This window comes from Phenylobacterium sp., assembly GCF_035309685.1.
In the GTDB taxonomy this organism is placed as follows: domain Bacteria; phylum Pseudomonadota; class Alphaproteobacteria; order Caulobacterales; family Caulobacteraceae; genus Phenylobacterium.
Window position 1 is genome coordinate 59,697 of sequence record NZ_DATGEX010000017.1, and the last position, 26,214, is coordinate 85,910.

A 26,214-nucleotide genomic window follows, 5' to 3' on the forward strand; every position below is an offset into this window, starting at 1 on the left:
GCGGCGGGCAGTGGAGGGGAAGCCTTCGGCGCGGAGGGTCCCCGGGGCAGGGCGCGCCAACTCGATGCCAATCTAGCGGCCGGCCATGACGGTCGCCCGACGCTCGCGTGACGGTTCGGCGACATCGCCGGCGGTTGACGCTGCGGCGCCCGACCGTCCGTCCGCGGACGAAGACGCCCGGTGTCACCAAACTGACAACCAAGGCCGCTAAGCACTCGGCCAAGAGCGGCATGGATGGGGCGCTCTATTCAGGAGAGAACCATGTTGAAGACCCTTGGGGCAGCCATCGGCGCGGCCCTGATCCTTGGCGCGGCGACAACCGCGACGGCGGCGGGCACGATTTCAGGCGCGGGCGCTACCTTCCCGGCGCCGGTCTACAACAAGTGGGCGGAGGCCTATAAGGCCCAGACCCAGACCACGCTGAACTACCAGCCGATCGGCTCGGGCGGCGGCATCAAGCAGATCGAAGCCTCGACCGTCGACTTCGGCGCCAGCGACAAGCCGCTGAACCTGCAGGACCAGCAGGCCAACGGCCTGGTGATGTTCCCGACCGTGGTCGGCGGCATCGTGCCGGTGATGAACCTGCCGGGCTTCAAGCCGGGCCAGATCAAGCTGACCGGCCCGCAGCTCGCCGACATCTACCGCGGCGCGATCAAGAAGTGGGACGACCCGCTGCTCGCCAAGACCAATCCGGGCCTGAAGCTGCCGAACCTGCCGATCACCGTCGTGCACCGCTCGGACGGTTCGGGCACCACCTTCCTGTTCACCAGCTTCCTCAGCCTGCAGGCCGAGCACTGGGCCAAGGAAGTGGGCGCCAACGACAGCGTCCAATGGCCGGTGGGCCTGGGCGGCAAGGGCAACGACGGCGTCGCCGCCTTCGTGAAGCAGACGCCGGGCTCGATCGGCTATGTCGAATATATCTTCGCCGCCCAGAACGCGATGACCTACGCGCTGATGCAGGACAAGGCGGGGCAGTTCATCGCGCCGACCGCGGCGAGCTTCAAGGCCGCCGCCGCCAACGCCAAGTGGACCAGCGCGCCGGGCTTCTACCTGCTGCTGCTTGACCAGCCGGGCGCCAACGCCTGGCCGATCACCGGGGCGACCTTCATCCTGATGCACGCCAAGCAGACCGACGCCGCCAAGGGCGACGAGGTGTTGAAGTTCTTCGACTGGGCCTACAAGAACGGCGACGCCGACGCTGACAAACTCTTCTACGTGCCGCTGCCGGCCAACGTGAAGGACATGATCCGCAAGTCCTGGTCCAAGATTGTCGGACCGGACGGCAAGCCGGTCTACAAGTAGGATTGAACTCTCCGAACCCCGCCGCCGTTTCGCGGCGGGGTTCCAGGTATTCCGCCAGCGTAAGAGCCCAGCTCAAGAGCGATGTCCGACGCAGCCCTTCCCAACGCCGGCCCCGCCGCCGGCCCGCCGGTCCGCCGCGCGGCGCCGCGCGGTTCGCTGATCGGCCAGATCTTCGAGGGCCTCTGCTTCGCCGCGGCGACCACGCTGTTGCTGTCGCTGGGCGGCATCATCGTCTCCCTGGTGATCGGCGGCTGGCCGGCGCTCTCGAAGTTCGGCCTGGGCTTCCTGTTCTCGACCGCCTGGAACCCGGTGACCGACGTCTATGGCGCCGCCGGACCGATCGTCGGCACCCTGATCACCGCGGCGGTCGCACTGATCATCGCACTGCCGATCGCCGGCGGGGTGGCCTTCTTCCTGACCGAGCTCTGCCCGGCGCCGCTGCGCCGGCCGATCGGCACGGCGGTGGAGTTGCTCGCCGGCATCCCCTCGATCGTCTACGGCATGTGGGGCTTGTTCGTCTTCGCGCCGCTGTTCGCCCGCTGGATCCAGCTGCCGCTGATGTCGGCCGCCAAGCCGGGCTCGCTGCTGGAGTCCCTGACCACCGGCATCCCCAACGGCTCGGGCATCCTGCCGGCCTCGATCATCCTGGCGATCATGATCCTGCCGTTCATGGCCGCGACGCTGCGCGAGCTCCTGCTGACCGTGCCGGCCGCCGTGCGCGAGAGCGCCTATGGCCTGGGCGCCACCACCGCCGAGGTCGTCTTGTCCGTGACACTTCCCTACGTGCGCCAGGGCGCCATCGGCGCGGTGATGCTGGGCCTGGGCCGCGCGCTCGGCGAGACCATGGCGGTCACCTTCATCATCGGCAATTCGCACACCTTCCCCAAGTCGATGTTCGACAGCGGCTCGACCATCGCCTCGACCATCGCCAACGAGTTCACCGAGGCCACCAGCCCGATCCACACCGCGGCCCTCATCTCGCTGGGTCTGGTGCTGTTCCTGATCACCTTCGTGGTGCTGGGCCTCGCGCGCCTCTTGCTGCGCCAGCAGGGGGCCAAGCTGTGAGCGCCGCCAAGCTCGTCCGCCGCCGCGTCAGCGACATCGCCTTCAAGATCTTCTGCGTCGGAGTCACGGCGCTTGCCCTGGTGGCGCTGGCCGCCATCCTCTGGTCCCTGCTCGCCCAGGGGTTCGGCGGCCTCGACCTCGACGTCTTCACCATGTCGACGCCTGCGGCCGGCTCGCGCGGCGGCCTGGCCAACGCCATCGTGGGCTCCATCGAAATGTGCCTGCTGGCCATGGTGATCGCCCTGACCATCGGCGTGCTGGCCGGCACCTGGCTGGCGGAATACGGCGGCCGCTCGCCCTATGGCGCGGTCGTCCGCTTCCTCAACGACGTGCTGCTCTCCGCGCCGTCGATCCTGGTGGGCCTGTTCGTCTACGAGCTGCTGGTCGCGCCCTTCCACGGCTTCTCCGGCTTCGCGGGCGCGGTGGCGCTGGCGCTGCTGGCCGTGCCGGTGATCACCCGGACCACCGAAGACGTGCTCCTCCTGCAGTCGGCGACCTTGCGCGAAGCCGGCGTGGCGCTGGGCGCGCCCTTCTCCTACGTCGTGCGCCAGATCATCTGGCGCTCGGCCCGGGGAGGCCTGCTCACCGGCGCCCTTCTGGCCTTCGCGCGGATCAGCGGCGAGACCGCGCCGCTCCTCTTCACGGCGCTGAACAATCAGTTCTTCAACAAGCCCTGGTTCGACCTGCGTCAGCAGACCGCGAACCTGCCGGTGGTGATTTTCAACGGCGCGCTCAGCGCCTACGACGACCTGCGCCGGCTGGCCTGGGCCGGGGCGCTCCTGATCGCCGTCACCGTCTTGGCGGTCACCATCGTGGCGCGTATCGTCGCCCAGGAGCAAAAACGCTCATGAACACCCTCAATCCGGCCGTGGAAGCGTTCGAGACCAGCATCGCCGACGTGGACCGCGCCAACGTGAAGGTCGACGTCAAGAATCTCGACTTCTTCTATGGCAAGACCCGCTCGCTGAAGGGGGTGTCGATCCCGTTTGCACGCAACAAGGCGACCGCGCTGATCGGCCCCTCGGGCTGCGGCAAGTCCACCCTGCTGCGCACCTTGAACCGCATGTACGCCCTCTATCCCGGCCAGCGCGCCGAGGGCGAGATCATCCTGGACGGCGAGAATATCCTGGGCTCGGGCGTCGACCTCGCCAAGCTGCGCGCGCGGGTGGGCATGGTGTTCCAGAAGCCGACCCCGTTCCCGATGAGCATCTACGACAACGTCGCCTTCGGGGTCCGGCTCTACGAGAACCTGTCGAAGGCCGACATGGACGCCCGGATCGAGGAAGCGCTCACCAAGGCCGCCCTCTGGAACGAGGTGAAGGACAATCTGAAGGGCTCGGGCCTCGGCCTCTCCGGCGGCCAGCAGCAGCGCCTGTGCGTCGCGCGCGGCGTCGCCGTGCGGCCGGAAGTCCTGTTGCTCGACGAGCCGACCTCGGCGCTCGACCCGATCTCCTCGGCCAAGCTGGAGGAGACGGTCATGCAGCTGAAGGCCGACTACACCATCGTCATCGTCACCCATAATCTGGGCCAGGCGGCGCGGGTGAGCGACTACACCGGCTTCATGTACCTGGGCGAGCTGGTGGAGTTCGGGCCGACCGACGAGCTGTTCACCCGGCCCGCGACCCAGCGGACCTCCGACTACATCACCGGCCGCTTCGGCTAGTTCCCAACGCCAAAGGCGTAGGTCAGCTTCAGCCACGCGCCGCGCGGCGCCGCGGGCGTGCGGAACGGCTCCTGCGCGAGCGTGTAGATGCTGGTCTGCCCCGAGAGCCCGTAGGTGGCGTATTTCCGGTCGAACAGGTTGTCGACGTCGAGCGACACCGTCAGCGCCTTGCCGATCCGATACTGCGCGTCGAGGTTCACCACCGCATAGCCGGCCACCTTGCCGGCCGGATCGGAGTTGTCCTCGTCGCCATGGGCGTATTGACCGCTGACCGCGATCAGCACCGCCCCGACCCGAAGCCGGTCGTTCACCGCATAGCCGGCCCTCAGCTTGAACGTGCTTTCGGGAATGCCCGGGATGCGGTCGCCGCTGACCACGTCCTCGCCGGCCGCGGTGGTGAAGGGCGAGCGGTAGGCCGCCTGAACGTAGCCGTAGTTGGCCGAGAGCGTGAGCCTCTCCAGCTCAGTCTGGGCGCCCAGCTCAAAGCCGCGCCGCTCGGTGTCGCCGACGTTGAAGAAGTAGCCGAAGGTGGTGGAGGTCGAGATGAACTGGATGTCGTTGCGCAGCCGCGAGTCATAGGCCGCGGCGTTCCAGGCGAGCCTGCCGAACAGGGTCCCGCGCGCGCCCAGCTCGAAGGTCCGCGCCGTGACCGCCTTCAGGTCCGGATCGCCGTTGAAGCCGGTCGGCAGCGCGCAGGGACTGTTGGGGTCGGCGCAGGAGAGCTCGATGGAGGTCGGCGCCCGCATGGACTGGCTGTAGCCGCCGAAGATCCCCGTCCCGCCATCCAGATTGTAGTTGAAGCCGATCCGGGGATTGAAGCGCTGGTAGCGGTGCGCGCCGTCCAGGCTGTTGGTCTCCGGTCCCGCCACCGCGCCCGCGGGCTTGCCGTTCGGCGTGGTCGCGGCCCCCGCGCCCGTGTTGGAGAATTTGTAGGCCGCCGAATAGGCCGGGTCGTAGTAGGTGACGCCGGTCACCGCGTCGGTGAAGGAGAAGCCGCCGTCGTCGTTCAGGAACTGGCTGTTCATCCCGTGCTGGTCGATCGAGGTGTATTCGTAGCTGCCGGACAGGGTGACGCTCAGCGCCGTGGTCACGTCGAAGGTGTCGGTGAGGAAGACGCTCGCCTCCTTCACCCGCGCGCCCAGCGCCACGGACGACAGAACGTTGCTGCCGGTGAATTGCGGCAGGTTGCTCGCCGACGGCGGCAGGCCGTTGGCGGTGAAGCCGTACTCCTGGTTCGGGATGACCACGGTCTGGAAGTTGATCAGCCGCGCCAGCAGGGTGTCCTGGCCGTAGCGGATGGTCGACTGATCGAAGCTCGCGCCCAGAACAAACGCGTTCCTGTGATCCAGGACCGGCGTGGCGCTGGCCCACTGGCCCCCGCCGCCGACCGTGCTCTGCCGGACATCCGAGCTCACCAGGCTGGTGTTGATCGCGCTCGTCCAGCGGCCATAGCCGAGCGCCAGCGCATTGGCCCCGGTGATCGAGTTCACCGCGGTCCCGCCTGGCGCCTGGTTGCCGCACTTGAAGCCGGCCGCGTTGGTGGCGGGCGATCCGTCGGCGTTGAAGCAGCCGTCATCGAGGCCCGCGTTGCTGTTCAGGCTCTTGGCGTTGGACTGCCGCCAATAGACCTGCCCGGTCAGCCGGTTCGCGTCGTCCAGCCAGTGGCTGGCCTTCAGGCTGACCAGGCGCATGCGGTTGTCGATCGAGTCCGGCGCCGTGTAGGCCGCCTTGGGCGTCGACAGCATGTCCAGCGGCAGCGACTGGGTTCCGGCGAGCGTTGTGTCGGCGAGCGCGCCGGAGAGCTCGACCAGGGTCTTGTCGTCCGGGCCATGCCAGCGGAGCTTGCCGAACAGCTGCTTGACCTCCGAGCCGGAGAAATCCCGGAAGCCGTCCTGCCTGTCCCAGTTCCCGGCCAGGAAAAAGTCGGTGTGCGAGCCCGCGTCGGCCCCGCCCGCTTCCAGCGTCGCCGCCCGCCGGCCGAACGAGCCGCCGAGTACGCTCACGCTGACGCCGGGGCTGTCCTGGCCGGTGCGGGTGTTGACCACCAGCGCGCCGCCGAGCGCGTTCAGGCCGAAGATCGGGTTGGACCCCGGCTGCACGGTCACCGTGGTGGCCGCGTTCATGGGGATGAGGTCCCAGTTGACGATCGAGCCGAACGGCTCGTTGACCCGCACGCCGTCGAAATAGACCGCCAGTCCCACCGGCGCGCCCAACAGCGAGGTCGCCTGGAAGCCGCGGTAGTTGACGTCGTTCTGGTAGGGGCTGCCGCTCGCGTCGCTGACGCTCACCGAGCCCAGATTGCCGTTGAGCAGGTCGGCGAGATTGGTGGGGCCCTGTTGCAGCGGATCGCGCGCATCGACGCTCTGGGCGTTGGCGGGGGTGCGGGACAGGGGAACGCCGGTGTCGTCCAGCGGGGCGCCGACCACGGTCACCGGGCTGACCGTGGGGCTGGCCGCGCCGCCCTCGGCCGCCTGGGCGGCGGCGGGCGCGATGACCAGCGCCAACCCCAGGGCTCCACAGCGCAGGCGAGGCAGCCGGCCCGGAAAACGGCGACCCTCTACGCCCACTTCACTCATCCCCTGCGCGCGATCCATCGCCGAAAGCTTGGAATGTCCGGTATCGGAGAGTCGCCGCAGCGGCAATGGCGCGGCGTCGCGGCTAGGCCGCCGCGGCGGGCCGGCGCCGCACGCGGGCCAGGCGGCGAAGGCGGCGCCAGAAGCGCGTCTTCTCGGGCTCCGGATAGGGCTGCAGGTTGCGCACGAAGTCCTCGGCGCAGGCCCGCCAGCTGAACTTTTCGGCGAATGTGCGGACCTGTTTGCGGTCGCAGGTCAGCGCCTCCAGGCAGGCCTCCCGCAGGCCTTCCGTGGCGCTGGCGGCGAGCTTGCCGGCGCCCGAGTTGGGGATGATGTCGATGGGCCCGGGCGCCGGATAGGCCGCCACCGGCGTTCCCGACGCCATGGCCTCCAGGATCACCAGGCCGAAGGTGTCGGTGAGCGAGGGGAAGACGAAGACGTCGGCGCCGGAGAAATAGCGCGCCAGCTCCTCGCCCGACTTGGAACCGGTGAACACCGCCTTGGAGTACTTGGCCTCCAGCTCTTCCTTCTGCGGCCCCGGGCCGACCACGACCTTGGTGCCGGGCAGGTCGAGGCCCAGGAACGCCTCGATGTTCTTCTCCACCGCCACGCGGCCCACGGAGAGGAAGATCGGCCGCTCCATGCCGGCGTAGGGATCGGGGTCGCCCGGCTGGCGCGGGCGGAACGTCTCGGTGTCGACGCCGCGCGACCAGGCCGAGATGTTGCGGAAGCCGTGCCCGGCGAGCTCGTCGCGCATGGTGGGCGTCGCCACCATCAGCCGCCCGGACGGCTTGTGGAACCACTTCATGTAGGCGTAGCCGGCGGCCAGCGGCAGCGGCAGGCGCGCCGAGACATATTCCGGGAACCGGGTGTGGTAGCTGGTGGTGAAGGGCAGCTTCCACTCCACGCAGATGCGCCGGGCGGCCAGCCCGATCGGGCCCTCGGTGGCGATGTGGATGGCTTCCGGCTCGAAGGCCTTGAAGCGCTCCTGCACCGGCTCGTAGACGCCGATGGCGACCTTGATCTCCGCGTAGGTGGGGAGCGGGAAGGTCTTGAACTGGTCGGGGCTGATCACCTCGACCGAGTGGCCCATCTCGCGCAGCTCCTTGACCACGCGGGTGAGCGTGCGGACCACGCCGTTGACCTGCGGCTCCCAGGCGTCGGTGGCCACCAGGATGCGCATGGGCCGGCCGGCATCGTGCGAGGCGATGGCCTCGCGGATGCGCGGCAGCGAGCGCGGCGGCTTGGCTTTCGGCTCCGGCGGCGCCACCGCCTGGCTCTGCATCCACGCCCAGAAGGCGCCCAGCAGCGCCTCCTTGGTGGGGAAATAGCGGTAGACGGTGCGCTCGCCGACCCGCGCGTCCTTGGCGATCTCGGCGAAGGAGAGGTCCTCCAGCGGCCCCTGTTCCAGCTGGTGGCCGACGGCGCGCAGGATCTGTTCGCGGGTCTCCTCGCGCTGTTTGTCGCGCAGGGTCTGGGGGGAGGCCGGCGATTTCATGACAGTCGCACTGTCACGAGCGATGCAGTGATGTCAATGGCTTCACGCCGCGAGGGGCGCCGGCAGCATCACAGGTTCGGGAACGGCGAGCCGGCCGCGCTCCTTGGCCCACTCCAGGATCTCCAGCACGCCGTCGGCGTGCTCGACGAGCGCCGTGCAGCTTTCCACCCAGTCGCCGTCGTTGATGTAGGCGATGCCGTCGATCATCCGGCTCTCGGCCTTGTGGATGTGGCCGCAGATCACCCCGTCGACGCCGCGCCGGCGCGCCTCGTCGGCCACCGCCTGCTCGAAGTTCTCGATGAACTGCAGGGCCTTCTTCACCCGGGTCTTGGCGAAGGCCGAGAAGCTCCAGTAGCCGAAGCCGAAGCGCCGCCGCACCCGGTTGATCAGCGTGTTGGAGGCCAGGAGCGCGCGGTAGGCCCAGTCGCCCAGGAGCGCCAGCCACTTGGCGTGCTGCACCACCGAGTCGAAATCGTCGCCGTGGGTCACCAGGAAGCGGCGGCCGTCGGCGGTCTCGTGCACCGCGTCGCGCGCCACCACCACGCCGCCGAAATGCACGCCGATGAAGTCGCGCACCACCTCGTCGTGGTTGCCGGGCACATAGATCACCGAGACGCCCTTGCGCGCCAGCCGCAGGATCTTCTGCACCACGTCGTTGTGCGCCTGGGGCCAGTACCAGCCGGCCCGGCTGAGTTTCCAGCCGTCGACGATGTCGCCGACCAGATAGAGCGTCTCGCACTCCATGTGGCGGATGAAGTCCAGCAACAGGTCCGCCTGGCACCCCTTCGTCCCCAGATGGACGTCGGAGATGAACACGCTGCGGTACTGGCGGACGGCGTCTTCGGTCACATGGCGCCCCATTTCGCCTAAGAACAGCGCAGCCCTGCCCTGATTCCGTGTCGGTTTTGCGAAGGTCTCGCGGACCCTATGGCCTCGTGGCGGCCGGTGCTGCTAGGGGTGCGTCAGAGCAGACCCTCCCCAGGTCTCAGTAGAATTGGTCCAGATGGACGCCAGAACCTTTGCGGCCAAAGCGACGCCGAAGTCGCTGCGAACCCGTGCGCGAATCCTCGACGCGGCGATGAAGCTGTTCGCGCAGATCGGCTATCATGCCGCCACCAACGGCCTGATCGCCGACGCCGCCAAGCTCACCCGCGGGGCGATGCTCTACCATTTCGCCACCCGCGAGGAACTGGTGGAGGCGGCCGTCGCCCACATCGAGCTCGCCCGCGCGCGTCTGTTCGAGGAGGCCGCCCGGGCTTCGGCGGCGCCCAATTCGAGCGGCGTGGGCCAGGACGCCTCGGAGGCCGCCATCGACGCCTATTGGGCGCTGTTGCACGAGGCGCCCTTCGTGGCCTTCGCCGAGCTGGAATCCGCCGCCCGCACCGAGCCCATGCTGCGCGCCCGCCTGGCCGCCGCCCAGGCCGCCTTCGACCGCGCCCAGGTGGGCGACCGGTTCGCAGGCCTGGCCCAGGCCGGCGCCGACCCGCGCTTCCAGACCAGCCGGGATCTCGGCCGCTTCCTGCTGGAGGGCCTGGCCCGGGGCGCCATGACCTACGACGAGGCCGCCCGCCGCGAGCGCCTGCTGGCGGTGGTCAAGCGCGCGGTGCGCATGCTCAACCGCAAGGGCGACGTCCACGATCTGTGGAGCGACTGAACGCGTCCTTCTCCCCTTGTGGGAGAAGGTGGCCTGCGAAGCAGGTCGGATGTGGGGTCTCGCCGACCCCTCGGCTCGATACGAAGAGGGGCCGGAGCGGCGATGCCGTGCGACCCCACATCCGTCAGACTTCGTCTGCCACCTTCTCCCACAAGGGGAGAAGGCGCTCTAGGTCGAGGCCTTACCGCCCGCCCGCCGTCGGCGAGGCCGCCGGCGCGGCGGCGGGGGCCGCCGGCTTGGCCGCGTCCGCCTGACGGCGGCGCTGGCCGCCCATCATCTTCTGCATGGCGGCGAGTTCGGTCTTGTCGAGGTAGCCGTCGTGGTTGGTGTCGAGCTGGTCGAAATACTTGCCGATCATCTCGCCCATGCGGCCCTTGAGTTCGGCCTTCTCGATCCGGCCATCCACATTGCTGTCCAGCATGCCCATCATCCGGCCGGCGTTCAGCTCCTCGTCATAGTTGACCATGTGCTTGGAGGTCTCGTCGGCCCAGCGGTAGCGGACCGCCATATAGAACATCTCCTCCCAGGACTGGTCGCCCCAGACCACGGTCTTGTTCGGGTCGGGATTGGCGGGGTTCCGCTTGGAGTTGTCGTAGATGAAGTGGGCGATCAGCTTGGAGCCCGCCGGCACCTTCACCGGCTCGGCGAAGGTGTAGTCCCGCTGCCAGCTGAAGTCATAGCGCGGCAGGGACAGCAGTTCCTTTTCCTGGCCGTCCGGGTAGCGGATCCACAGGTTCGACGAGGCGCCGCGGTAGTGCGCGTGCGGGAAGGCCGAATAGAGCAGGGCGTCGTGCGGGAATTCCATATAGGCGATTTCCGCGTGGTGCGGGTCGTTGGCCGGAATGACGATGTTCTGGTTGGCGATGACCGAGTTGTGCATCACCAGGTCCGGCTTCTGGTTGTCCTTGTAGAAGTAGAGCGCGATCTGAGTGTGATCGGTCACTTCCTTGCCGAAGGGGGTGTAGTGCGTCTGGAAGCCGATGGCGCCGCCCGGCGGGATGAAGGTCCCCACGTTCTTGGGCGCGATCTCGCTCTCGGCGCCGACCGCGTAGCCGCCGACCGACACGCCCCAGGCGTTCTCGAACCCCTGCTGGCCGGGCTGCGGCACGTCCTTCATGTAGCCGGTCAGCACGTGGTGCACGCCCTGACGGCTCTCGACCTTCACGGTGGAGGCGCGCAGCCACTTGCCCTCGGTCTCCGGGTTCTTCACCCAGGGATGCTGGTAGTCGACCACGCCCGAGGCGGGGATGGTGTAGGCCGGGACGTTCAGCACCACGTCGGGCTTGCCCAGCGGCCATTCGGCGGCGACCAGGTGCTTGGCGCCCAAGGGGTCCTTGCCCTCGCCGCGCGGCGCGCCCTCTTCCACCCAGTGGACCAGGGTCTTGATCTCGGCGGCCGACAGGTTCTTGTCGTCGGAGAACTTACCGATGTGCGGGTCGGCGTTGTAGGGCGGCATCCGGTCGGTGCGGATGACCTCGCGGATCATCGGGGCGAAGCCCTTGACCATCGCATAGTTGTTCATGGCGAAGGGGCCGATGCCGCCTTCCTCGTGGCAGGCGACGCACTTGGCCTCGAGGATCGGGGCCACGTCCTTCACATAGGTCAGCTGAGCGTGCTTCTCGCGGGCCGGGAAGTCGACCAGGCAGCCCTTGGACGCCTGGGTCGCCGGCGGCGCCGGATTGCCGGCCAGGACGGCGGAGATGGCGATGTCGGCGAACGGCTTGTCGGCCGCCTTCTGGATCCCGTAGTCGGCGGCGTCGTTGACCGGGCCGTGGTAGGCGACCTTCCAGGTCTTCGGCGTGATCACGAACACCTCGGCGGTGCGGGTGACGCCCAGCGCCTCGCCGACCAGCTGGTTGGAGTCCATCAGGATCGGGATGTCGATGCCGTATTCCTTGGCCTCGGCGACGATCGCGTCGCGGCTGTCCTGCAGGTTCGAGTCGACCAGGTACATCTCGACGCCCTGCGCCTTGTACTTGTCCCGCAGCGCCTTCAGCGCCGGCGTCATGGCGCGGGCGATCGGGCAGCCGACGCCGGTCGAGACCAGCACGATCGCCTTGTCGTCGGCCATCCGGTAGAGCTCGTGGGCCTCCATGGTCTGGGCGTCGACCAGCATGAAGTTGTCGACCGTGGCCGGCATCTTCGACATCGGCGCCGTCGCGGCGGCGTCTTTGGCCTGTTGCTGGGCGGTCGCCGACGGGGTCGGGGCGAAGCCGTAGATCAGAAGCGCGCTGACAGCCGCGCCGAAGACGCCAAGACGGCCAAGCACGCGAGAATCGGCAGACATCATGCTCAAGTTCCTTCCCAGATGGGCTCTCCGGCCCCCGCGTCGGGAAATACGCGCGGAGAGCCTATCGGCCTCTTAACTTAACACCGTTCAGGCGGCGAAATCCACAGACGGATGGTTGCAACCCTGTCATCTGGCGACGCCCTGCCCTTGGCGCAAGGCGCCGACGCGGGCCATGGTGGCGCCCGCAACGACCCGGGGGACCGCCTATGAGCTTCATCACGCGCCGCAAGTCGATCGAGGCCGAGGTCCGCCCGGACGCCGGCCCACGGCTCAAGGCGACGCTCTCTTGGCCGCATCTGGTCGCCCTTGGCGTCGGGGCGATCATTGGAACCGGCATCTACACGCTCACGGGCGTGGCGGCGGGGCTCGCGGGGCCCGCGGTCATCCTGTCCTTCGCCGCGGCGGGGGCCGTCTGCGCCTTCGCCGCCCTCAGCTACGCCGAAATGGCGACGCTCATGCCCCATGCCGGCAGCGCCTACACCTATTCCTACGCCACCCTGGGCGAAGCGGTCGCCTGGGTGATCGGTTGGAGCCTGATCCTGGAATACACCCTGGTCTGCAGCACGGTTTCGGTGGGCTGGTCGGCCTATGCCGCGGGCCTCATCGAACAGGCGCATTGGGCGGTCCCCAAGGCGCTGCTGGCGGGGCCCGACGCCGGCGGCGTCGTCAACCTTCCGGCGGTCTTCATCGCCCTCGTGGTCACCGGCGTGCTGCTCATAGGCACCCGGGAGAGCGCGACCGTGAACTTCATCCTGGTCTGCGTGAAGCTGGTGGCCCTGGCCGGATTCGTCGCGATCACCCTGCCGCATTTCGACGCCCGTCACTTCCACCCCTTTGCGCCCTACGGCTATGGGGCGCACGAGATCGACGGCAAGAAGTTCGGGGTGATGGGCGCGGCCGGGATCATCTTCTTCGCCTTCTATGGCTTCGACGCCATCTCCACCGCGGCGGAGGAGACCAAGGATCCGCGCCGCGACCTGACCATCGGCATCATCGGCTCCATGGTGCTGTGCACCGCCATCTACATGGTGGTGGCCGCCTGTGCGCTCGGCGCTTCGCCCTACGACGTCTTCTCCAAGAGCGGCGAGCCGTTGGCCTTCGTGCTGCGCCAGCTGCAGCAGCCGCTGGCCGCGTCGCTGATCGCGGGGGCCGCGGTCGTGGCCCTGCCGACCGTGATCATGGTGTTCATGTTCGGCCAGAGCCGGGTGTTCCTGGCCATGGCCCGCGACGGCCTCCTGCCGCGCCGGCTGTCGGGCGTCAGCGCGCGCGGCGTGCCGCAGGCGGTGACCATCCTCACCGGCGTGATCGCCGCCGTGATCGCCGGCGCCATGCCGCTGTCGGATATCGCGTCCCTGGCCAACGCGGGCACCTTGGCGGCTTTCATCGCCACGGGCCTTGCGGTGATGGCGTTGCGCCGGTCGCGGCCCGATCTGCCGCGGCCGTTCCGCACGCCGATGGTGTGGGTTGTCGGTCCCCTCGGGATCGCCGGCTGCCTCTACCTGTTCACCACCTTGCGCACGATCACCATCGAGTTCTTCTTCCTCTGGAATGCGGTGGGCGTGGTCGTCTACCTGCTCTATGGCCGGACCAACAGCCGGCTGCGGGCCATCGACCGGGCGGTGCAGGCCTGACGCTCACGCAGCCTGTGCAAAAGCGCCGCTTTGCCTAATCGGCGGTTGCGGTCTATCCCCGGACAAACGGCTGTTTGAGCCGCAAGCGGAGTATCGGGTTGGCGCAGGGCCCAGGCCAAGGCGGCGGGAGACCGGGCGGCGCACCCGCCGGGGCCCCGGGCGGCTTCCCCGGCCGCAAGGGTCCCGACCTGACCGTCGGGCCGATCGGCTCGACGCTGATCGCCTTCGCGCTGCCGGTGCTCGGCTCCAACATCCTGCAGTCGCTGAACGCGACCGCCAACATGTTCTGGGTCAGCCGGGTGCTGGGCGAGTCGGGCGTCACCGCGGTCAACAACGCCAACCAGCTGTTCTTCATGATGCTGGGCGCGGCCTTCGGGGTGACCATGGCCGCCAACATCCTGATCGGCCAGGCGGTGGGCGCGCGCGACGAGGCGCTGGCCCGCAAGGTCGTGGGGACGGCGACGACCTTCTTCGCGGTGGTCTCGGTGCTGATCGGCGTGCTGGGCGGCGTGCTCACGCCGCACATCCTGGACGCCATGGGCACGCCGCCGGCGGCGCGGATCGACGCGATCGCCTACCTGCGGGTGATCTTTGCGGCCATGCCGTTCATGTTCTTCTTCAACTTCGTGATGATGGCCCAGCGCGGCACGGGAGATTCCCGCACGCCGTTCTATTTCGCCCTGCTGCAGGTCGGGCTCGACATCGTGCTGAACCCGATCCTGCTGATGGGCCTGGGGCCGTTCCCGAAGATGGGGATCGCGGGCTCGGCGACCTCGACCCTGATCGCCCAGAGCGTGACGCTGGCGATGATGATCATCCATCTCTACCGCCAGAACTCCATCCTGATGCTGAAGCCCAAGGATCTGCGGCTGCTGCGCCCCGACCTGGCGATCATCAAGGCCCTGGTGGTCAAGGGCACGCCCATGGGCATCCAGATGATGGTGATCAGCCTGGCGGCGGTGACCATGCTCTCCTTCGTCAACCGCTACGGGGTGCACACCTCGGCCGCCTACGGCGCCGCCTCGCAGCTCTGGACCTATGTGCAGATGCCGGCCATGGCGCTGGGCGCGGCGGTCTCCTCCATGGCCGCCCAGAACGTCGGGGCGCGGAAGATGGACCGGGTCGAGCGGGTGGCCATGGTGGGCTGCCTCTACGCGATCCTGTTCACCGGGGCGCCGATCCTCATCCTGCAGGCGCTGGACCCCTATGTGCTGCAGGCCTTCCTGCGGTCGACCAGCCCCTCGCTGCCGATCGCCGTGCACATCAACACCATCGCGCTCTGGAGCTTCATCCCGTTTGGCCTGGCCTTCATCCTGTCGGGCATCGTGCGCGCGACCGGCGCGGTCTGGCCGCCGCTGATCGCCATGGTGATCTCGCTGTGGGCCGTGCGCATCCCGGTCGCCAGGCTGCTGGAGCCCCATTTCGGCGCCGACGCCATCTGGATCGCCTTTCCGGTCGGCAGCCTGACCACCTTCATCCTGGCGGGCGGCTACTACTTCTGGAACGGCTGGGGCAGCTGGCGGCGCGCCCGGATGCTCGACATGCGGCCCAGCGCCGACGCGCCCGACACCAACCTCGGCCAGCCGATGATGGACGAGAGCGAGGCGATCATCGCCGAGGAAGAACGCGAACTCGGCCTCGCCGCCGCCGCCGAGGGCGCCTAGGGGGCGCCTAGGCCAGGCTCTCCATCAGGGCCGAATAGACCAGGGTGCGCAGTTCGCGGCGGATCGGATAGGTCGTGGACGGCATCAGCTGGGTCATGAAGACCACCGTGACCTTCTCCACCGGATCGACCCAGAAGGCCGTCGACGCCGCGCCGCCCCAGTAGAACTCGCCCTGGGAACAGGGGATCAGCGTCTTGGGCGGATCGAACACCACCGCGAACCCCAGGCCAAAGCCGATCCCGGCGTAGGTGCTCTCCGAGAACAGCGACTTCGAGAGCTGGGTCAGGTCCTGGCCGCCGGGCAGGTGGTTGGAGGCCATCAGCCGCAGCGTCATGGGCGACAGGATCCGCGCGCCCTCCAGCTCGCCGCCGTTCACCAGCATGTTGGCGAACCGCAGATAATCCGCCGCGGTGGAGACCAGGCCGCCGCCGCCCGATTCCATCCTCGGCGGCTTCAGGTAGGGGCTCTTCTCCGGGTCGTCGTTCAGGGTCAGGCCGCCGGTCGGCCTGGCCTGCAGGTTCATCGGGCCGTCGGGCGAGGCGCTGTAGCAGGCGGCAAACCGGCTGCGCTGGTCCTCGCGGACGAAGAAGCCGGTGTCGGTCATCTTCAGCGGATCGAAGATGCGCTCCTGCAGCACCTGGCCCAGCGGCTTTCCGGCGATCTTCTGCACCAGATAGCCCACCACGTCGGTGGAGACGGAATAGTTCCAGGCCTCGCCCGGCGAGAACTCCAGCGGCAGCTTGGCCAGGGTCTCGATGAAGCCCTCGAGGTCGTCGCCGCCGTAGGGGTCGGCGACCTTCAGCTTGCGATAGGCCGCGTCGACATTGGTGCGGCTCTGGAAGCCGTAGGTCAGGCCCGACGTGTGGCGCATCAGGTCGACCACCTGCATCGGCCGCGCCGGCGGCGTGCTCAGGAACGGCCCAACGCCGGCGGCGTAGACCCCCAAGTCCTTGAACGCCGGGATGTGCTTGGCCACCGGATCGTCGAGCGCGATCAGGCCCTCCTCGACCAGCGTCATCAGGGCCACGCAGGCGACCGGCTTGGTCATGGAGTAGATGCGGAAGACCGCGTCGCCCTTGAGCTTGGTCCCGCGCTCCACGTCGGCCAGGCCCAGCACCGCCTCGTGCGCCGTCTCGCCGTGGCGCGCCACCAGCACCTGGGCGCAGGGGATCAGCCCTGGCCCCACGTACTTGTCCTGGAGGTGGCGCTCGATCCGCTTCAGCCGGTCCTTCGAGAAACCGAGTTCCTTGGCCTTGCTCATGACGCGTCCTCCGTTGTCGCCACCGTCTTGCCCTTGCCTTCCGCCTCGTCGCAAGCGTCAGCTTTCGCCAAAGGAGACCGACCGATGCAAACCGTCAGCACCGAGACGCACGGGCGCACCCTGATCGTCACCATCGAGCGGCCGGCCGCGCGCAACGCCGTCGACGGGCCGACGGCGCGTGGGCTCTACGACGCCTTCCGGGCCTTCGACGCCGACGAAGCCCTGGACGTCGCGATCCTGCAGGGCCGCGGCGGGGCCTTCTGCGCCGGCGCCGACCTGAAGGGCGTCGCCGAGGGGCGCGGCAATCCGGTCCATCGCGAAGGCGACCTGGGCCCCATGGGCGTGACACGCCTTTCGCTCGGCAAGCCGGTGATCGCCGCGGTGGAGGGCCACGCGGTGGCCGGCGGGCTGGAGGTCGCCTGCTGGTGCGATCTGCGCGTGGCCGCGGAAGGGTCGGTGTTCGGCGTGTTCTGCCGCCGCTTCGGCGTGCCGCTGATCGACCTTGGCACCGTGCGCCTGCCCCGCCTGATCGGCGCCTCGCGGGCCATGGACCTGATCCTCACCGGCCGGCCCGTGGAGGCGAAGGAGGCCTACGACATCGGCCTCGCCAACCGCCTCGCGCCCCAGGGCGGCGCCCTCGACGCGGCCCTGGAACTGGCCGCCCAGCTGTCGGCCTTCCCGCAGCTTTGCCTGCGCAACGACCGGCTCTCCGCCATCGGCCAGTGGTCGCTGGACTGGGACCAGGCCACGGCCGCGGAGATCGCGCTCGGCATGGAAACCCTGCGCTCCGGCCAGAGCCAGGAGGGCGCGGCCCGCTTCGCCGCCGGTGAAGGGCGCGGGGGCAAGTTCTAGTCCCCTCACCTCCCCCGCGAAGCGGCGGGAGGGGAAGGTAGGAGTTCCCGTTGCGCAAACCGAACGCCGGTTTGATAATGCCGCAAGGCCGAAAACATACCGGTCATTCTAAAAATCAGCGCCTGGGAGGCTTGCGATGGCTTGGAATTTTGAGACCGATCCGGAGTTCCAGAAGAAGCTCGACTGGATCGAGGATTTCATGCGCGACGAGGTCGAGCCGGTCTCCCAGCTCGGCATGGCCGCCTTCAGCTCGCTCGGCCGCGAGAAGTTCATCAAGCCGCTGCAGGAAAAGGTGAAGGCCCAGAAGCTGTGGGCCTGCCATCTCGGCCCCGATCTCGGCGGCCAGGGCTATGGCCAGCTGAAACTTGGCCTGATGAACGAGAAGCTGGGCCGCAACAACCTGGCGCCCACCGTCTTCGGCTGCCAGGCGCCCGACAGCGGCAACGCCGAGATCATCGCCCACTACGGCACCGACGCCCAGAAGGAGCGCTACCTCTGGCCGCTGCTGAACGGCGAGATCCGCTCGGCCTTCTCCATGAGCGAACCCACCGGCGGCTCGGATCCCCTGACCTTCAAGACCCGCGCGGTGCTCGACGGCGACGAGTGGGTGATCAACGGCGAGAAGTGGTTCTCCACCAACGCCCGCTATTCCAAGGTCCTGGTGCTCTATGCGGTCACCGATCCGGACGCCAAGGACCCCTACAAGCGCACCTCGATCTTCCTGGTGCCCACCGACACCCCAGGCGTCGAGATCATCCGCAACGTGGGCGTCGGCGCCGGCGGCGAGATCGGCGGCGGCAACGAGGGCTATGTCCGCTACAACAACGTCCGCCTGCCCTATGACGCCCTGCTGGGCGAGCGCGGCGCGGCCTTCGTGATCGCCCAGGTGCGCTTGAGCGGCGGGCGGGTGCACCACGCCATGCGCACGGTCGGCGCCTGCAAGAACGCGCTCGACCTGATGTGCCAGCGCGCGGTTTCCCGCACCACCCGCGACGGCAAGCTCGCCGACCTGCAGATGGTCCAGGCCGACATCGCAGATTCCTGGATCCAGCTGGAAAGCTTCCGCCTGATGGTGCTGCGCACCGCCTGGCTGATCGACAAGCACCAGGACTACCAGATGGTCCGCAAGGACATCGCCGCCATCAAGGTGATGATGCCGCGGGTCTATAACGACATCGCCACCAAGGCTGCCCATTTGCATGGGGCGCTGGGGGTCTCCAACGAGATGCCGTTCATGCACATGGTGACGAGCTCGCTGGTCATGGGCATCGCCGACGGCCCCACCGAGGTGCACAAGGTCACGCTGGCGAAACAGGTGCTGAAGGACTACCGCCCCGACAACGACCTCTTCCCCGCCTACCACATCCCCAAGCTGCGCGAGGCGGCGCAGGAGAAGTTCGCCAAGGAGCTGGGCGAGCTGAAGGCGGCCTACCAGGCGCGCAAGGACGCGGCGCCGGCCTAGACGGGCGCCGGCCGCATGATCTGAGACGCGCTTCGCGCGCCGCCTCGATTGTCAGGATAACAGCGATACGCTTATGGTCGGCCCACCAGGGCTATGGGGGGCTGCATGTCGGCTGGGGCGATAGAGTCGTCGGTGGGAGGCCCAAGCCGAGGCCACGCGCCTTGGGTGCGTCTGGCCCACTGGCTGATCGTGGCTGTCGTCCTCACGCTCGCCTATTCCGGCATCGTGATCCTGATGGCCCACCCGCGGCTTTACTGGGGCTGGTCGGGCAACGACCTGACCCGGCCGCTGATCGAATTGCCTCTGGGGCGGAACTACCACCACGGCGGCTGGGCGGCCGCGAGTCCCTTCTTCGGCGATCCCAGGGGACCGGTGAGCCAGGTCCGCACCTACGACATCTTCAACCAGAACGGCTGGGCCCGCAGCCTGCACTTCCTGCTCGCCTGGCTGCTGGTCTCGGCGCTGGCTGTCTTCGCCGTCGCAAGCCTCGCCACCGGCCACCTGCGCCGCGATCTGCTGCCCAGGGGCGAGGAGCTCGCGCCCAAGGCCCTGTGGCGGGACGTCCGCGAGCACCTTGCCCTGCGCATCACGCCGGCCAAGGGCGGACCGCCCTATGGCGTCCTCCAGAAGCTGGCCTACCTTGGCGTGATCTTCGCCGCCCTGCCGGTGATGGTGCTCACCGGCATGTCGATGTCGCCGACCATCGCGGCCGCCTGGCCGTGGTTGCCCGCTCTGTTCGGCGGGACCCAGTCGGCGCGGACGATCCATTTCCTGTTCCTGTGCCTGATCGCCCTCTTCCTCGCCGCCCACCTCCTGATGGTGGCGCTGTCGGGGATCGGCCGGCAGCTTCGCGCCATGACCTGGGGGAGGTGAGCATGCCTAGCAACGACATCCTGCTGCCGCGGCGAGCCCTGGTCGGGGGCCTGGCGAGCCTGGGCGGCCTGGCGCTGGCCGGATGCAGCGACGAGAACCCGCCGACCTACGGCAATCTGCTGCGCATCGCCGACGACTTCACCTATCGGGCCCAGCGCCTGCTGCTGCCGCGCAACGCGCTCGTCCGCCAGTTCGACCACGCCGACATCACCTCCATGCCGGCCATCGGCACCACCGATCCCGGCAACGCCAAGGAGCCGGCGTTCAGCACCGACTTCGGCGAGGCCTATGACCGCCTGCGCAAGGCGGCGTTCGCCGAGTGGCGTCTGGAGGTCGCCGGGCTGGTGGCGCGTCCGGGCGCCTATGCCCTGGCGGATCTGAAGGCCCTGCCGGCGCGCACCCAGATCACCCGCCACACCTGCGAGGAAGGCTGGTCTTCGATCGCGCAATGGACGGGCGCGCCGCTCGCCGCCCTGCTCAGTCACGCCGGCATGCTGCCCACCGCGCGCTATGTGAACTTCCACGCCTACGATGAGACCGTCGACAGCATCGACCTGTACGACGCCCTGCATCCCCAGACGATCCTGGCCTACGGCATGAACGGCCGCGACCTTCCGGTGGCCCATGGCGCCCCGGCCCGCCTGCGGGTCGAGACCCAGCTGGGCTACAAGAGCGTCAAGTTCCTGCGTCGGATCGAGGTCGTCGAAAAGTTCGACGACTTCGGCAAGAAGGGGAACATCCAGAACGGCTGGTCCTGGTACGCGGGAATCTGACGTCGCGACATTGCGGGACCTCGCGGGCCGCAGGTGCGCGTCCGCCTAGTTCTCGTTGGAGGGGATGATCGGCGCGGGGTTGATGCCCACCACGTCGTCGTCGCCGAAGATGGTGATCTTCGGGCGCTGCTTGATCGGGCCCGCCATCAGCTGGTCGATCAGGACGGACTGGTCCTGGTCCTCGGTCGGCTGCAGGTCGGGCCGGCGGCGTCGAAAGAGCGCGCTGATCATTGAAGTCTTAGGTCCCCAGGCCATGACGGCGTTCGCCTCAAGCTACGATGTCGTCTGCCTGACAAGACGCGCGGGCGGGCCGCTGGTTCCATATCTGGCCCGCGAGCGGCGGTGGACGGCGCCGCCCTCGAAATGATTTAGATGCCGCGCTTCTGGTTCAAAGAGGTTTCGTTCAAAGGTTCTGCGACGTGAGTGACGCTCTTCCCGCCTGGCCCGTGATGTCGATCGCCGAAGCGCACGCGCGCCTCACGGCGCCCGGCGAGCGGTTCGAGATCGTCGAGATGACGATCCGCGGCGTCCCGACCAAGGTCTGGAAAAACGCGCCGCCAACCCTGCGCGACGTGTTCCTGAACGGCCGCGGCTTTCCCGACCGCGAATTCCTGATCTACGACGACGAACGCGCCACCTACGAAGCCTTCGCCCGGGCGGCGATCACGCTCGCCCGCCAGCTGCAGGCCGACGGGGTGCAGAAGGGCGACCGGGTCGCGGTGATCATGCGCAACCTGCCGGAATGGCCGGTGGCCTTCTTCGCCGGCATCCTCGCCGGCGCCATCGTCACCCCGCTGAACGCCTGGTGGACGGGGCCGGAGCTGGAATACGGCCTGGCCGATTCCGGGACCAAGGTGGTGATCTGTGACGACGAACGCCTGGGGCGGATCGCGGAGTATCTCGAAGGCTTGAGCGACCTGACCAAGGTCTATGTCTCGCGCCAGAGCGAGCCCGTCGCCAACGGCAAGGTCCACGCCCTCGAGGACGTGATCGGTCCGGTGAATAGGTGGAAGGACCTGCCCGACCTGCCGCTGCCGGACGTGGCGCTGGACCCGGAAGACGACGCCACCATCCTCTACACCTCCGGCACGACGGGAAAGCCGAAGGGCGCGCTCGGCACCCACCGCAACATGACCTCCAACATCGGGGCCGGCGGCATCGCCGCCGTGCGCAACTTCCTGCGCGCCGGCGAGCCCGTGCCGGAGAGCGATCCGCACAAGCTGCCGCAGCGCGTGACCCTGCTGGTGGTGCCGTTCTTCCACGCCACCGGGCTCTCGGCGACGCTTGGGCCCACCATGAACGCCGGCGGCAAGATCGTGCTGATGCGCCGCTGGGACGCCGAGCCCGCCATGCGGCTGATCGAGCGGGAGCGCGTCTCCTCCACCGGCGGGGTGCCGACCATCGCCTGGCAGCTCATCGAGAATCCGGCGCGCAGCAAATACGACCTCTCCTCCCTGGTGGCGGTGACCTACGGCGGCGCGCCCTCGGCGCCGGAGCTGGTCCGGCGCATCGCCGAGACCTTCCCGGGCTCGCAGCCCGGCAATGGCTGGGGCATGACCGAGACCACGGCGACCTTCACCAGCCACCTGGGCCGCGACTACGAGAACCGCCCCGACAGCGCGGGCCCGGCGGCGCCGGTGGGCGAGATGCAGATCCGCGATCCGGCCGATGGCAAGACGGTGCTGCCGGTCGGCGCGGTCGGCGAGCTCTGGTGCAAGGGGCCGCAGGTGGTGAAGCTCTATTGGAACAAGCCGCAGGCGACCGCCGAGACCTTCGTCGACGGCTGGCTGCGCACCGGCGACCTGGCGCGGCTGGACGACGAGGGCTTCCTGTTCATCATCGACCGGGCCAAGGACATGCTGATCCGCGGCGGCGAGAACATCTACTGCGTGGAGGTCGAGAACGTCCTCTATGAGCATCCTGCGGTGATGGACGCGGCGCTGGTCGGCATCCCCCACAAGACGCTCGGCGAAGAGCCGGGCGCGGTGGTCCACCTCAAGCCCGGCCAGACCGCGACCGAGGCCGAGCTGCGCAATTTCGTCCGCGAGCGGCTGGCGGGTTTCAAGGTCCCGGTGAAGGTGGTCTTCTGGCCGGAGATGCTGCCGCGCAACGCCAACGGCAAGATCGTCAAGACGGAGCTGAAGAAGGTGTTCGCGCCGGAGACCCAAAGCGCATGAGCGGCCCCCTCATTGTCGGCATCGGCGGCACGCCGCGCTCGGGCTCGTCGACCGAGCGGGCGCTGATCCTGGCGCTGCGTCACGCCCAGGGCGCTGGCGCGCGGACCAAGCTGTTCGGGGGTGAATTCCTCGAGAAGCTGCCGCACTTCAACCCCGGGCCCGCGGGGCCCAGCGCCGAACAGGCGGAGCTCGCCCAGGCGGTGCGCGAGGCCGACGGGATCATCCTGGCGACGCCCGGCTATCACGGCTCGCTGTCGGGCGTGGTGAAGAACGCGCTGGATACGCTGGAGCTCACCCGCGCCGACCCCCGGCCCTATTTCGACGGCAAGCCGGTGGGGATCATCATCACCGCCGACGGCGCCCAGGCGGGCGGCACGACCTTGATGGCGGTGCGCGGCATCATACATGCCATGCGGGGCTGGCCGACGCCCTACGGGGCGGCGCTCAACGCCGCCGGCCTCTTCGACGAGGCGGGCGAGTGCCGCGACGCCAAGAACGTCGCCCAGCTGAAGACGGTCGCCGAGCAGGTGATGGAATTCGCGAACATGAGGGCCGCCACATGAAACGCCCCTACCTCATCCCACCCCTCAGCGGGCCCGACACCGAAGCCTTCACCTCGGCGATCTCGCCCATCGAGGACATCATCGAGGACGCCCGCAACGGCCGCCCCTACATCCTGGTGGACGCCGAGGACCGCGAGAACGAGGGCGACGTGATCATTCCGGCGCAGTTCGCGACGCCGGAGCAGATCAACTTCATGGCCAAGCACGCGCGCGGCCTGATCTGCCTCTCGATCACCGCCGAGCGGGCCCGGGCGCTGCGCCTGCCGCCGATGGCCAGCGACAACCAGTCCGGCCACGGCACCGCCTTCACCGTCTCCATCGAGGCGCGCGAGGGGGTCACCACCGGCATCTCGGCCCACGACCGGGCCCACACCATCGCGGTCGCTGTGGACCCCACGAAGGGTCCCGACGACATCGTCTCGCCCGGCCACGTCTTCCCGCTGGTCGCCAAGGACGGCGGCGTCCTGGTGCGCGCCGGCCACACCGAGGCCGCCGTCGACATCAGCCGCATGGCCGGCCTCAATCCGGCGGGCGTGATCTGCGAGATCATGAAGGACGACGGCTCGATGGCCCGCCTGCCGGACCTCGTCGCCTTCGCCCAGCTGCATGGCCTGAAGATCGGGGCCATCGCCGACCTGATCGCCTACCGCCGTCGCACCGAGCGGCAGGTGGAGCGGGTGCTGGAGACGCCGTTCGACTCATCCTACGGCGGCCGCTTCCGGATGGTGATCTACCGCAACATCCTGGACGGCACCGAGCATGTGGTCCTGACCAAGGGCAAGATCGACCCGGACAAGCCCACCCTGGTGCGCATGCACCGGGTCGACATGGCCGCCGACATGCTGGGCCACAAGGAGGCGCGCCGCGACTATGTGCCCCGCGCCCTGCAGGCGATCGCCGACTACGACGGCGCGGGCGCGGCGGTGTTCATCCGCGATTCCAACCCGGCCTGGCTCTCGGAGCGCTACGGCCAGCCGGACGTCAGCCAGACCGAGAACGTGCTGCGCGACTACGGTGTCGGCGCCCAGATCCTCATCGACCTGGGCGTGCGCGACATGAAGCTCTTGACCTCGTCCAGGACCGTGCTGCCGGGCTCGGCCGGCTACGGCCTGCGCATCCTGGGCCGCGAGCCGCTCTAGCCGCCATCGCCCGCCCAAGTCGCTCTGGGCGCGAACCGGCTTTACGCCTACGGCGAGTTCGACAACCATGGCTGTGGAAAAGCCCCTGCCAGGCCCCGCGATGCGCGGTTGCACCGCAAGGCTGTCCGATTGTCGGGTGTTCACCATTCCCGTAAAGAATTGAATGGGATGGGTCTGGTAGAGGTACAGTATGCTGCTCGACCCGAACCCCCTGCCGAGCCTCGACCGGACCGGTGGCGAGATCGGCGGCTCGATGGTCGATCCCTATCCCGCGCTTGACACCACCGCCATCGCCGGCGGCGGACCAGCCGGGCCGGAGTTCTTCCTCAACGCCGACGCCCGCTCGGGCCCGACCGACAACGGCAAGATGAGCCTGACCATCGACCAGGCCGCCAGCCAGATCGTCCGCGGCGAGCCCGGATGGTCGGCCAACCTCGGCCAAGGCTTCACCGTCACCTACGCCTTCCGCGCCGACGCGCCGGCCCAGATGCCCGACGATTCCGGCGGCTTCCAACAGTTCAACGCCGCCCAGATCGCCCAGGCGACCCTGGCGCTGCAGGCCTGGTCGGACGTGGCCAACATCACCTTCGTCCGCGTCGGCGCCGGGACCTCGGGGCCGGGCGCCTATTCCGACAGCGCCACCATCCTGTTCGGCGACTACACCACCGGCGAGGACGGGGCGGCCGCCTTCGGGGAGTTCCCGGGCAGCATCGCCTTCGGCTCGGCCGCCGGCGACGTCTGGATCAACTCCACGCTCAGCTACAACGCCGCCCCCACGGTCGGGAACTACGGTGGCCAGGTGATGATCCACGAGCTCGGCCACGCCATCGGCCTGGACCATCCCAGCGACTACAACGCCGAGGCCAACGTCGCCCTCAGCTACGCGGCCAACGCCAGCTACTACGAGGACGATCGCCAGTACTCGGTGATGAGCTATTTCAGCGAGACCAACACCGGCGCCGACTTCGGCGGCAACCTCTATTCCGCCGCGCCGCTGCTGGACGACATCGCCGCGGCCCAGCTGGAGTATGGGGCCAACATGTCCACCCGCACCGGAGACACGGTCTACGGCTTCAACTCCAACACCGGCGAGCCCTGGTTCACCATCACCGGCAGCTTCCAGAAGGCGGTGTTCGCGGTGTGGGACGCGGGTGGAAACGACACCCTCGACTTCTCCGGCTACAACCAGACCCAGACCATCGACCTGCGCGCCGGCTTCTTCTCCAGCGTCGGCGGCCTGACCGGCAACGTCAGCATTGCGCAGGGCGTCACCATCGAGAACGCCATCGGCGGCTCGGGCGACGACTCGATCACCGGCAACGCCGCCAACAACGCGATCCAGGGCGGGGCCGGGAACGACACGGTGATGGCCGGGGCCGGAAACGACACCGTCGATGGCGGGGCTGGGCAGAGCTACCTGCGCGGCGAGGACGGCGACGATTCCATCCAGGGCGGGGCGGCCTTCGACGACATCAACGGCAACAAGGGCAATGACACCATCGACGGCGGGTCTGGCGGCGGCGACTTCCTGGTGGGCGGCCAGGGCAACGACCTGATCACCGCCCACGCCAGCGCCAACCAGATCCTGGGCAATCTGGGCAACGACACCCTGATGAGCGGCTCGGGCGCCGACGTGGTGCGCGGCGGCCAGGGCGACGACGTCATCGTGGCGGGGTCGGGCGACCAGTTCCTGTCGGGCGACCGCGGCAATGACACCATCACCGCCGGCAGCGGCCACGACACCATCCACTCATCGCAGGACGCCGGCATCGAC

Annotated in this window: 21 protein-coding genes and 1 pseudogene; 15 read left to right on the forward strand and 7 right to left on the reverse strand. The window is 68.6% G+C overall.

Annotation, left to right across the window (positions count from 1 at the left end):
* The first annotated feature begins 261 nt into the window (after positions 1-261).
* The 4 genes from pstS (at position 262) to pstB (ending at position 4,030) form a co-directional block, all read left to right on the forward strand.
* On the forward strand, positions 262-1,302 hold the full coding sequence (gene pstS, locus VKQ35_RS05200) for a phosphate ABC transporter substrate-binding protein PstS (RefSeq protein WP_324359229.1): 1,041 nt from the start codon (positions 262-264) through the stop codon (positions 1,300-1,302).
* A gap of 81 nt (positions 1,303-1,383) precedes the next feature.
* Positions 1,384-2,367 (forward strand): phosphate ABC transporter permease subunit PstC, encoded by a 984-nt coding sequence (gene pstC, locus VKQ35_RS05205; protein ID WP_324359231.1) that lies wholly within the window; start codon positions 1,384-1,386, stop codon positions 2,365-2,367.
* Positions 2,364-3,218 (forward strand): phosphate ABC transporter permease PstA, encoded by an 855-nt coding sequence (gene pstA / locus VKQ35_RS05210; protein ID WP_324359233.1) that lies wholly within the window; start codon positions 2,364-2,366, stop codon positions 3,216-3,218. Before pstC ends, pstA begins: the two co-directional genes overlap by 4 nt.
* Positions 3,215-4,030, forward strand: a complete 816-nt coding sequence (gene pstB, locus VKQ35_RS05215; protein ID WP_324359235.1) for a phosphate ABC transporter ATP-binding protein PstB — start codon at positions 3,215-3,217, stop codon at positions 4,028-4,030. Before pstA ends, pstB begins: the two co-directional genes overlap by 4 nt.
* Here pstB and VKQ35_RS05220 read toward each other — a convergent pair.
* The 4 genes and pseudogenes from VKQ35_RS05220 to VKQ35_RS05235 all read right to left on the reverse strand — a co-directional run bounded on the left by VKQ35_RS05220 (position 4,027) and on the right by VKQ35_RS05235 (position 8,962).
* The gene (locus VKQ35_RS05220) at positions 4,027-6,534 is read right to left on the reverse strand and encodes a TonB-dependent receptor (RefSeq protein ID WP_324359237.1); all 2,508 of its coding nucleotides are present in this window, start codon (positions 6,532-6,534) and stop codon (positions 4,027-4,029) included. The genes pstB and VKQ35_RS05220 overlap by 4 nt on opposite strands.
* Before the next feature lie 154 nt (positions 6,535-6,688).
* The gene (locus VKQ35_RS05225) at positions 6,689-7,786 is read right to left on the reverse strand and encodes a glycosyltransferase family 1 protein (protein ID WP_324359274.1); all 1,098 of its coding nucleotides are present in this window, start codon (positions 7,784-7,786) and stop codon (positions 6,689-6,691) included.
* A 126-nt stretch (positions 7,787-7,912) separates the two neighbouring features.
* Positions 7,913-8,101 (reverse strand): annotated as a pseudogene (locus tag VKQ35_RS05230) (TetR/AcrR family transcriptional regulator); the annotation flags it as partial.
* 42 nt (positions 8,102-8,143) lie between these two features.
* Entirely contained in the window at positions 8,144-8,962 is an 819-nt protein-coding gene (locus tag VKQ35_RS05235; RefSeq protein ID WP_324359239.1) for a UDP-2,3-diacylglucosamine diphosphatase, read from the reverse strand.
* Positions 8,963-9,104: 142 nt separating this feature from the next.
* Between VKQ35_RS05235 and VKQ35_RS05240 the strand changes: the two genes are divergently transcribed.
* Positions 9,105-9,755, forward strand: a complete 651-nt coding sequence (locus tag VKQ35_RS05240) for a helix-turn-helix domain-containing protein (RefSeq protein WP_324359241.1) — start codon at positions 9,105-9,107, stop codon at positions 9,753-9,755.
* A gap of 181 nt (positions 9,756-9,936) precedes the next feature.
* Here VKQ35_RS05240 and VKQ35_RS05245 read toward each other — a convergent pair whose 3' ends face one another.
* Positions 9,937-12,042: a redoxin family protein gene (locus VKQ35_RS05245; RefSeq protein ID WP_324359243.1), complete on the reverse strand. Its 2,106-nt coding sequence runs from the start codon at positions 12,040-12,042 to the stop codon at positions 9,937-9,939.
* 209 nt (positions 12,043-12,251) lie between these two features.
* Here VKQ35_RS05245 and VKQ35_RS05250 point away from each other — a divergent pair, with 209 nt between their 5' ends.
* On the forward strand, positions 12,252-13,676 hold the full coding sequence (locus VKQ35_RS05250; protein WP_324359245.1) for an amino acid permease: 1,425 nt from the start codon (positions 12,252-12,254) through the stop codon (positions 13,674-13,676).
* 98 nt (positions 13,677-13,774) lie between these two features.
* Complete coding sequence (locus VKQ35_RS05255) at positions 13,775-15,340, forward strand: MATE family efflux transporter (RefSeq protein ID WP_324359248.1); 1,566 nt, start codon at positions 13,775-13,777, stop codon at positions 15,338-15,340.
* Positions 15,341-15,347: 7 nt separating this feature from the next.
* Here the strand turns inward: VKQ35_RS05255 and VKQ35_RS05260 are convergent, their stop codons facing one another.
* Complete coding sequence (locus VKQ35_RS05260) at positions 15,348-16,601, reverse strand: serine hydrolase domain-containing protein (RefSeq protein WP_324359250.1); 1,254 nt, start codon at positions 16,599-16,601, stop codon at positions 15,348-15,350.
* Positions 16,602-16,685: 84 nt separating this feature from the next.
* Between VKQ35_RS05260 and VKQ35_RS05265 the strand changes: the two genes are divergently transcribed.
* The 4 genes from VKQ35_RS05265 (at position 16,686) to VKQ35_RS05280 (ending at position 20,561) form a co-directional block, all read left to right on the forward strand.
* Positions 16,686-17,453, forward strand: a complete 768-nt coding sequence (locus VKQ35_RS05265; protein WP_324359252.1) for a crotonase/enoyl-CoA hydratase family protein — start codon at positions 16,686-16,688, stop codon at positions 17,451-17,453.
* Between the two features lie 136 nt (positions 17,454-17,589).
* Positions 17,590-18,915, forward strand: coding sequence for an acyl-CoA dehydrogenase family protein (locus VKQ35_RS05270; RefSeq protein WP_324359254.1), 1,326 nt, complete (start codon positions 17,590-17,592; stop codon positions 18,913-18,915).
* A gap of 165 nt (positions 18,916-19,080) precedes the next feature.
* The gene (locus VKQ35_RS05275) at positions 19,081-19,788 is read left to right on the forward strand and encodes a cytochrome b/b6 domain-containing protein (protein ID WP_324359256.1); all 708 of its coding nucleotides are present in this window, start codon (positions 19,081-19,083) and stop codon (positions 19,786-19,788) included.
* Positions 19,789-19,790: 2 nt separating this feature from the next.
* Complete coding sequence (locus VKQ35_RS05280) at positions 19,791-20,561, forward strand: molybdopterin-dependent oxidoreductase (RefSeq protein WP_324359258.1); 771 nt, start codon at positions 19,791-19,793, stop codon at positions 20,559-20,561.
* Between the two features lie 45 nt (positions 20,562-20,606).
* Here the strand turns inward: VKQ35_RS05280 and VKQ35_RS05285 are convergent, their stop codons facing one another.
* Positions 20,607-20,792, reverse strand: coding sequence for a hypothetical protein (locus VKQ35_RS05285; RefSeq protein ID WP_324359260.1), 186 nt, complete (start codon positions 20,790-20,792; stop codon positions 20,607-20,609).
* 188 nt (positions 20,793-20,980) lie between these two features.
* On the opposite strand from VKQ35_RS05285, the gene VKQ35_RS05290 reads away from it, so the two are divergent.
* The 4 genes from VKQ35_RS05290 to VKQ35_RS05305 all read left to right on the forward strand — a co-directional run.
* A complete protein-coding gene (locus VKQ35_RS05290; protein ID WP_324359262.1) occupies positions 20,981-22,738 on the forward strand; it encodes a class I adenylate-forming enzyme family protein in 1,758 nt (585 codons plus the stop codon).
* Complete coding sequence (locus VKQ35_RS05295; RefSeq protein ID WP_324359264.1) at positions 22,735-23,301, forward strand: NADPH-dependent FMN reductase; 567 nt, start codon at positions 22,735-22,737, stop codon at positions 23,299-23,301. The genes VKQ35_RS05290 and VKQ35_RS05295 overlap by 4 nt, the downstream gene beginning before the upstream one ends.
* Positions 23,298-24,440 (forward strand): 3,4-dihydroxy-2-butanone-4-phosphate synthase, encoded by a 1,143-nt coding sequence (gene ribB / locus VKQ35_RS05300; RefSeq protein ID WP_324359266.1) that lies wholly within the window; start codon positions 23,298-23,300, stop codon positions 24,438-24,440. Before VKQ35_RS05295 ends, ribB begins: the two co-directional genes overlap by 4 nt.
* 190 nt (positions 24,441-24,630) lie before the next feature.
* A partial coding sequence (locus VKQ35_RS05305; RefSeq protein WP_324359268.1) for a M10 family metallopeptidase C-terminal domain-containing protein occupies positions 24,631-26,214 on the forward strand: 1,584 nt, incomplete at its 3' end.

Coding starts and splice junctions, on each gene's coding strand:
- pstS (WP_324359229.1), top strand. CDS start 262: ATGTTGAAGACCCTTGGGGCAGCCATCGGCGCGGCCCTGATCCTTGGC.
- pstC (WP_324359231.1), top strand. CDS start 1,384: ATGTCCGACGCAGCCCTTCCCAACGCCGGCCCCGCCGCCGGCCCGCCG.
- pstB (WP_324359235.1), top strand. CDS start 3,215: ATGAACACCCTCAATCCGGCCGTGGAAGCGTTCGAGACCAGCATCGCC.
- VKQ35_RS05225 (WP_324359274.1), bottom strand. CDS start 7,786: ATGCGCATCCTGGTGGCCACCGACGCCTGGGAGCCGCAGGTCAACGGC.
- VKQ35_RS05235 (WP_324359239.1), bottom strand. CDS start 8,962: ATGGGGCGCCATGTGACCGAAGACGCCGTCCGCCAGTACCGCAGCGTG.
- VKQ35_RS05240 (WP_324359241.1), top strand. CDS start 9,105: ATGGACGCCAGAACCTTTGCGGCCAAAGCGACGCCGAAGTCGCTGCGA.
- VKQ35_RS05245 (WP_324359243.1), bottom strand. CDS start 12,042: ATGTCTGCCGATTCTCGCGTGCTTGGCCGTCTTGGCGTCTTCGGCGCG.
- VKQ35_RS05250 (WP_324359245.1), top strand. CDS start 12,252: ATGAGCTTCATCACGCGCCGCAAGTCGATCGAGGCCGAGGTCCGCCCG.
- VKQ35_RS05260 (WP_324359250.1), bottom strand. CDS start 16,601: ATGAGCAAGGCCAAGGAACTCGGTTTCTCGAAGGACCGGCTGAAGCGG.
- VKQ35_RS05265 (WP_324359252.1), top strand. CDS start 16,686: ATGCAAACCGTCAGCACCGAGACGCACGGGCGCACCCTGATCGTCACC.
- VKQ35_RS05270 (WP_324359254.1), top strand. CDS start 17,590: ATGGCTTGGAATTTTGAGACCGATCCGGAGTTCCAGAAGAAGCTCGAC.
- VKQ35_RS05280 (WP_324359258.1), top strand. CDS start 19,791: ATGCCTAGCAACGACATCCTGCTGCCGCGGCGAGCCCTGGTCGGGGGC.
- VKQ35_RS05285 (WP_324359260.1), bottom strand. CDS start 20,792: ATGATCAGCGCGCTCTTTCGACGCCGCCGGCCCGACCTGCAGCCGACC.
- VKQ35_RS05295 (WP_324359264.1), top strand. CDS start 22,735: ATGAGCGGCCCCCTCATTGTCGGCATCGGCGGCACGCCGCGCTCGGGC.
- ribB (WP_324359266.1), top strand. CDS start 23,298: ATGAAACGCCCCTACCTCATCCCACCCCTCAGCGGGCCCGACACCGAA.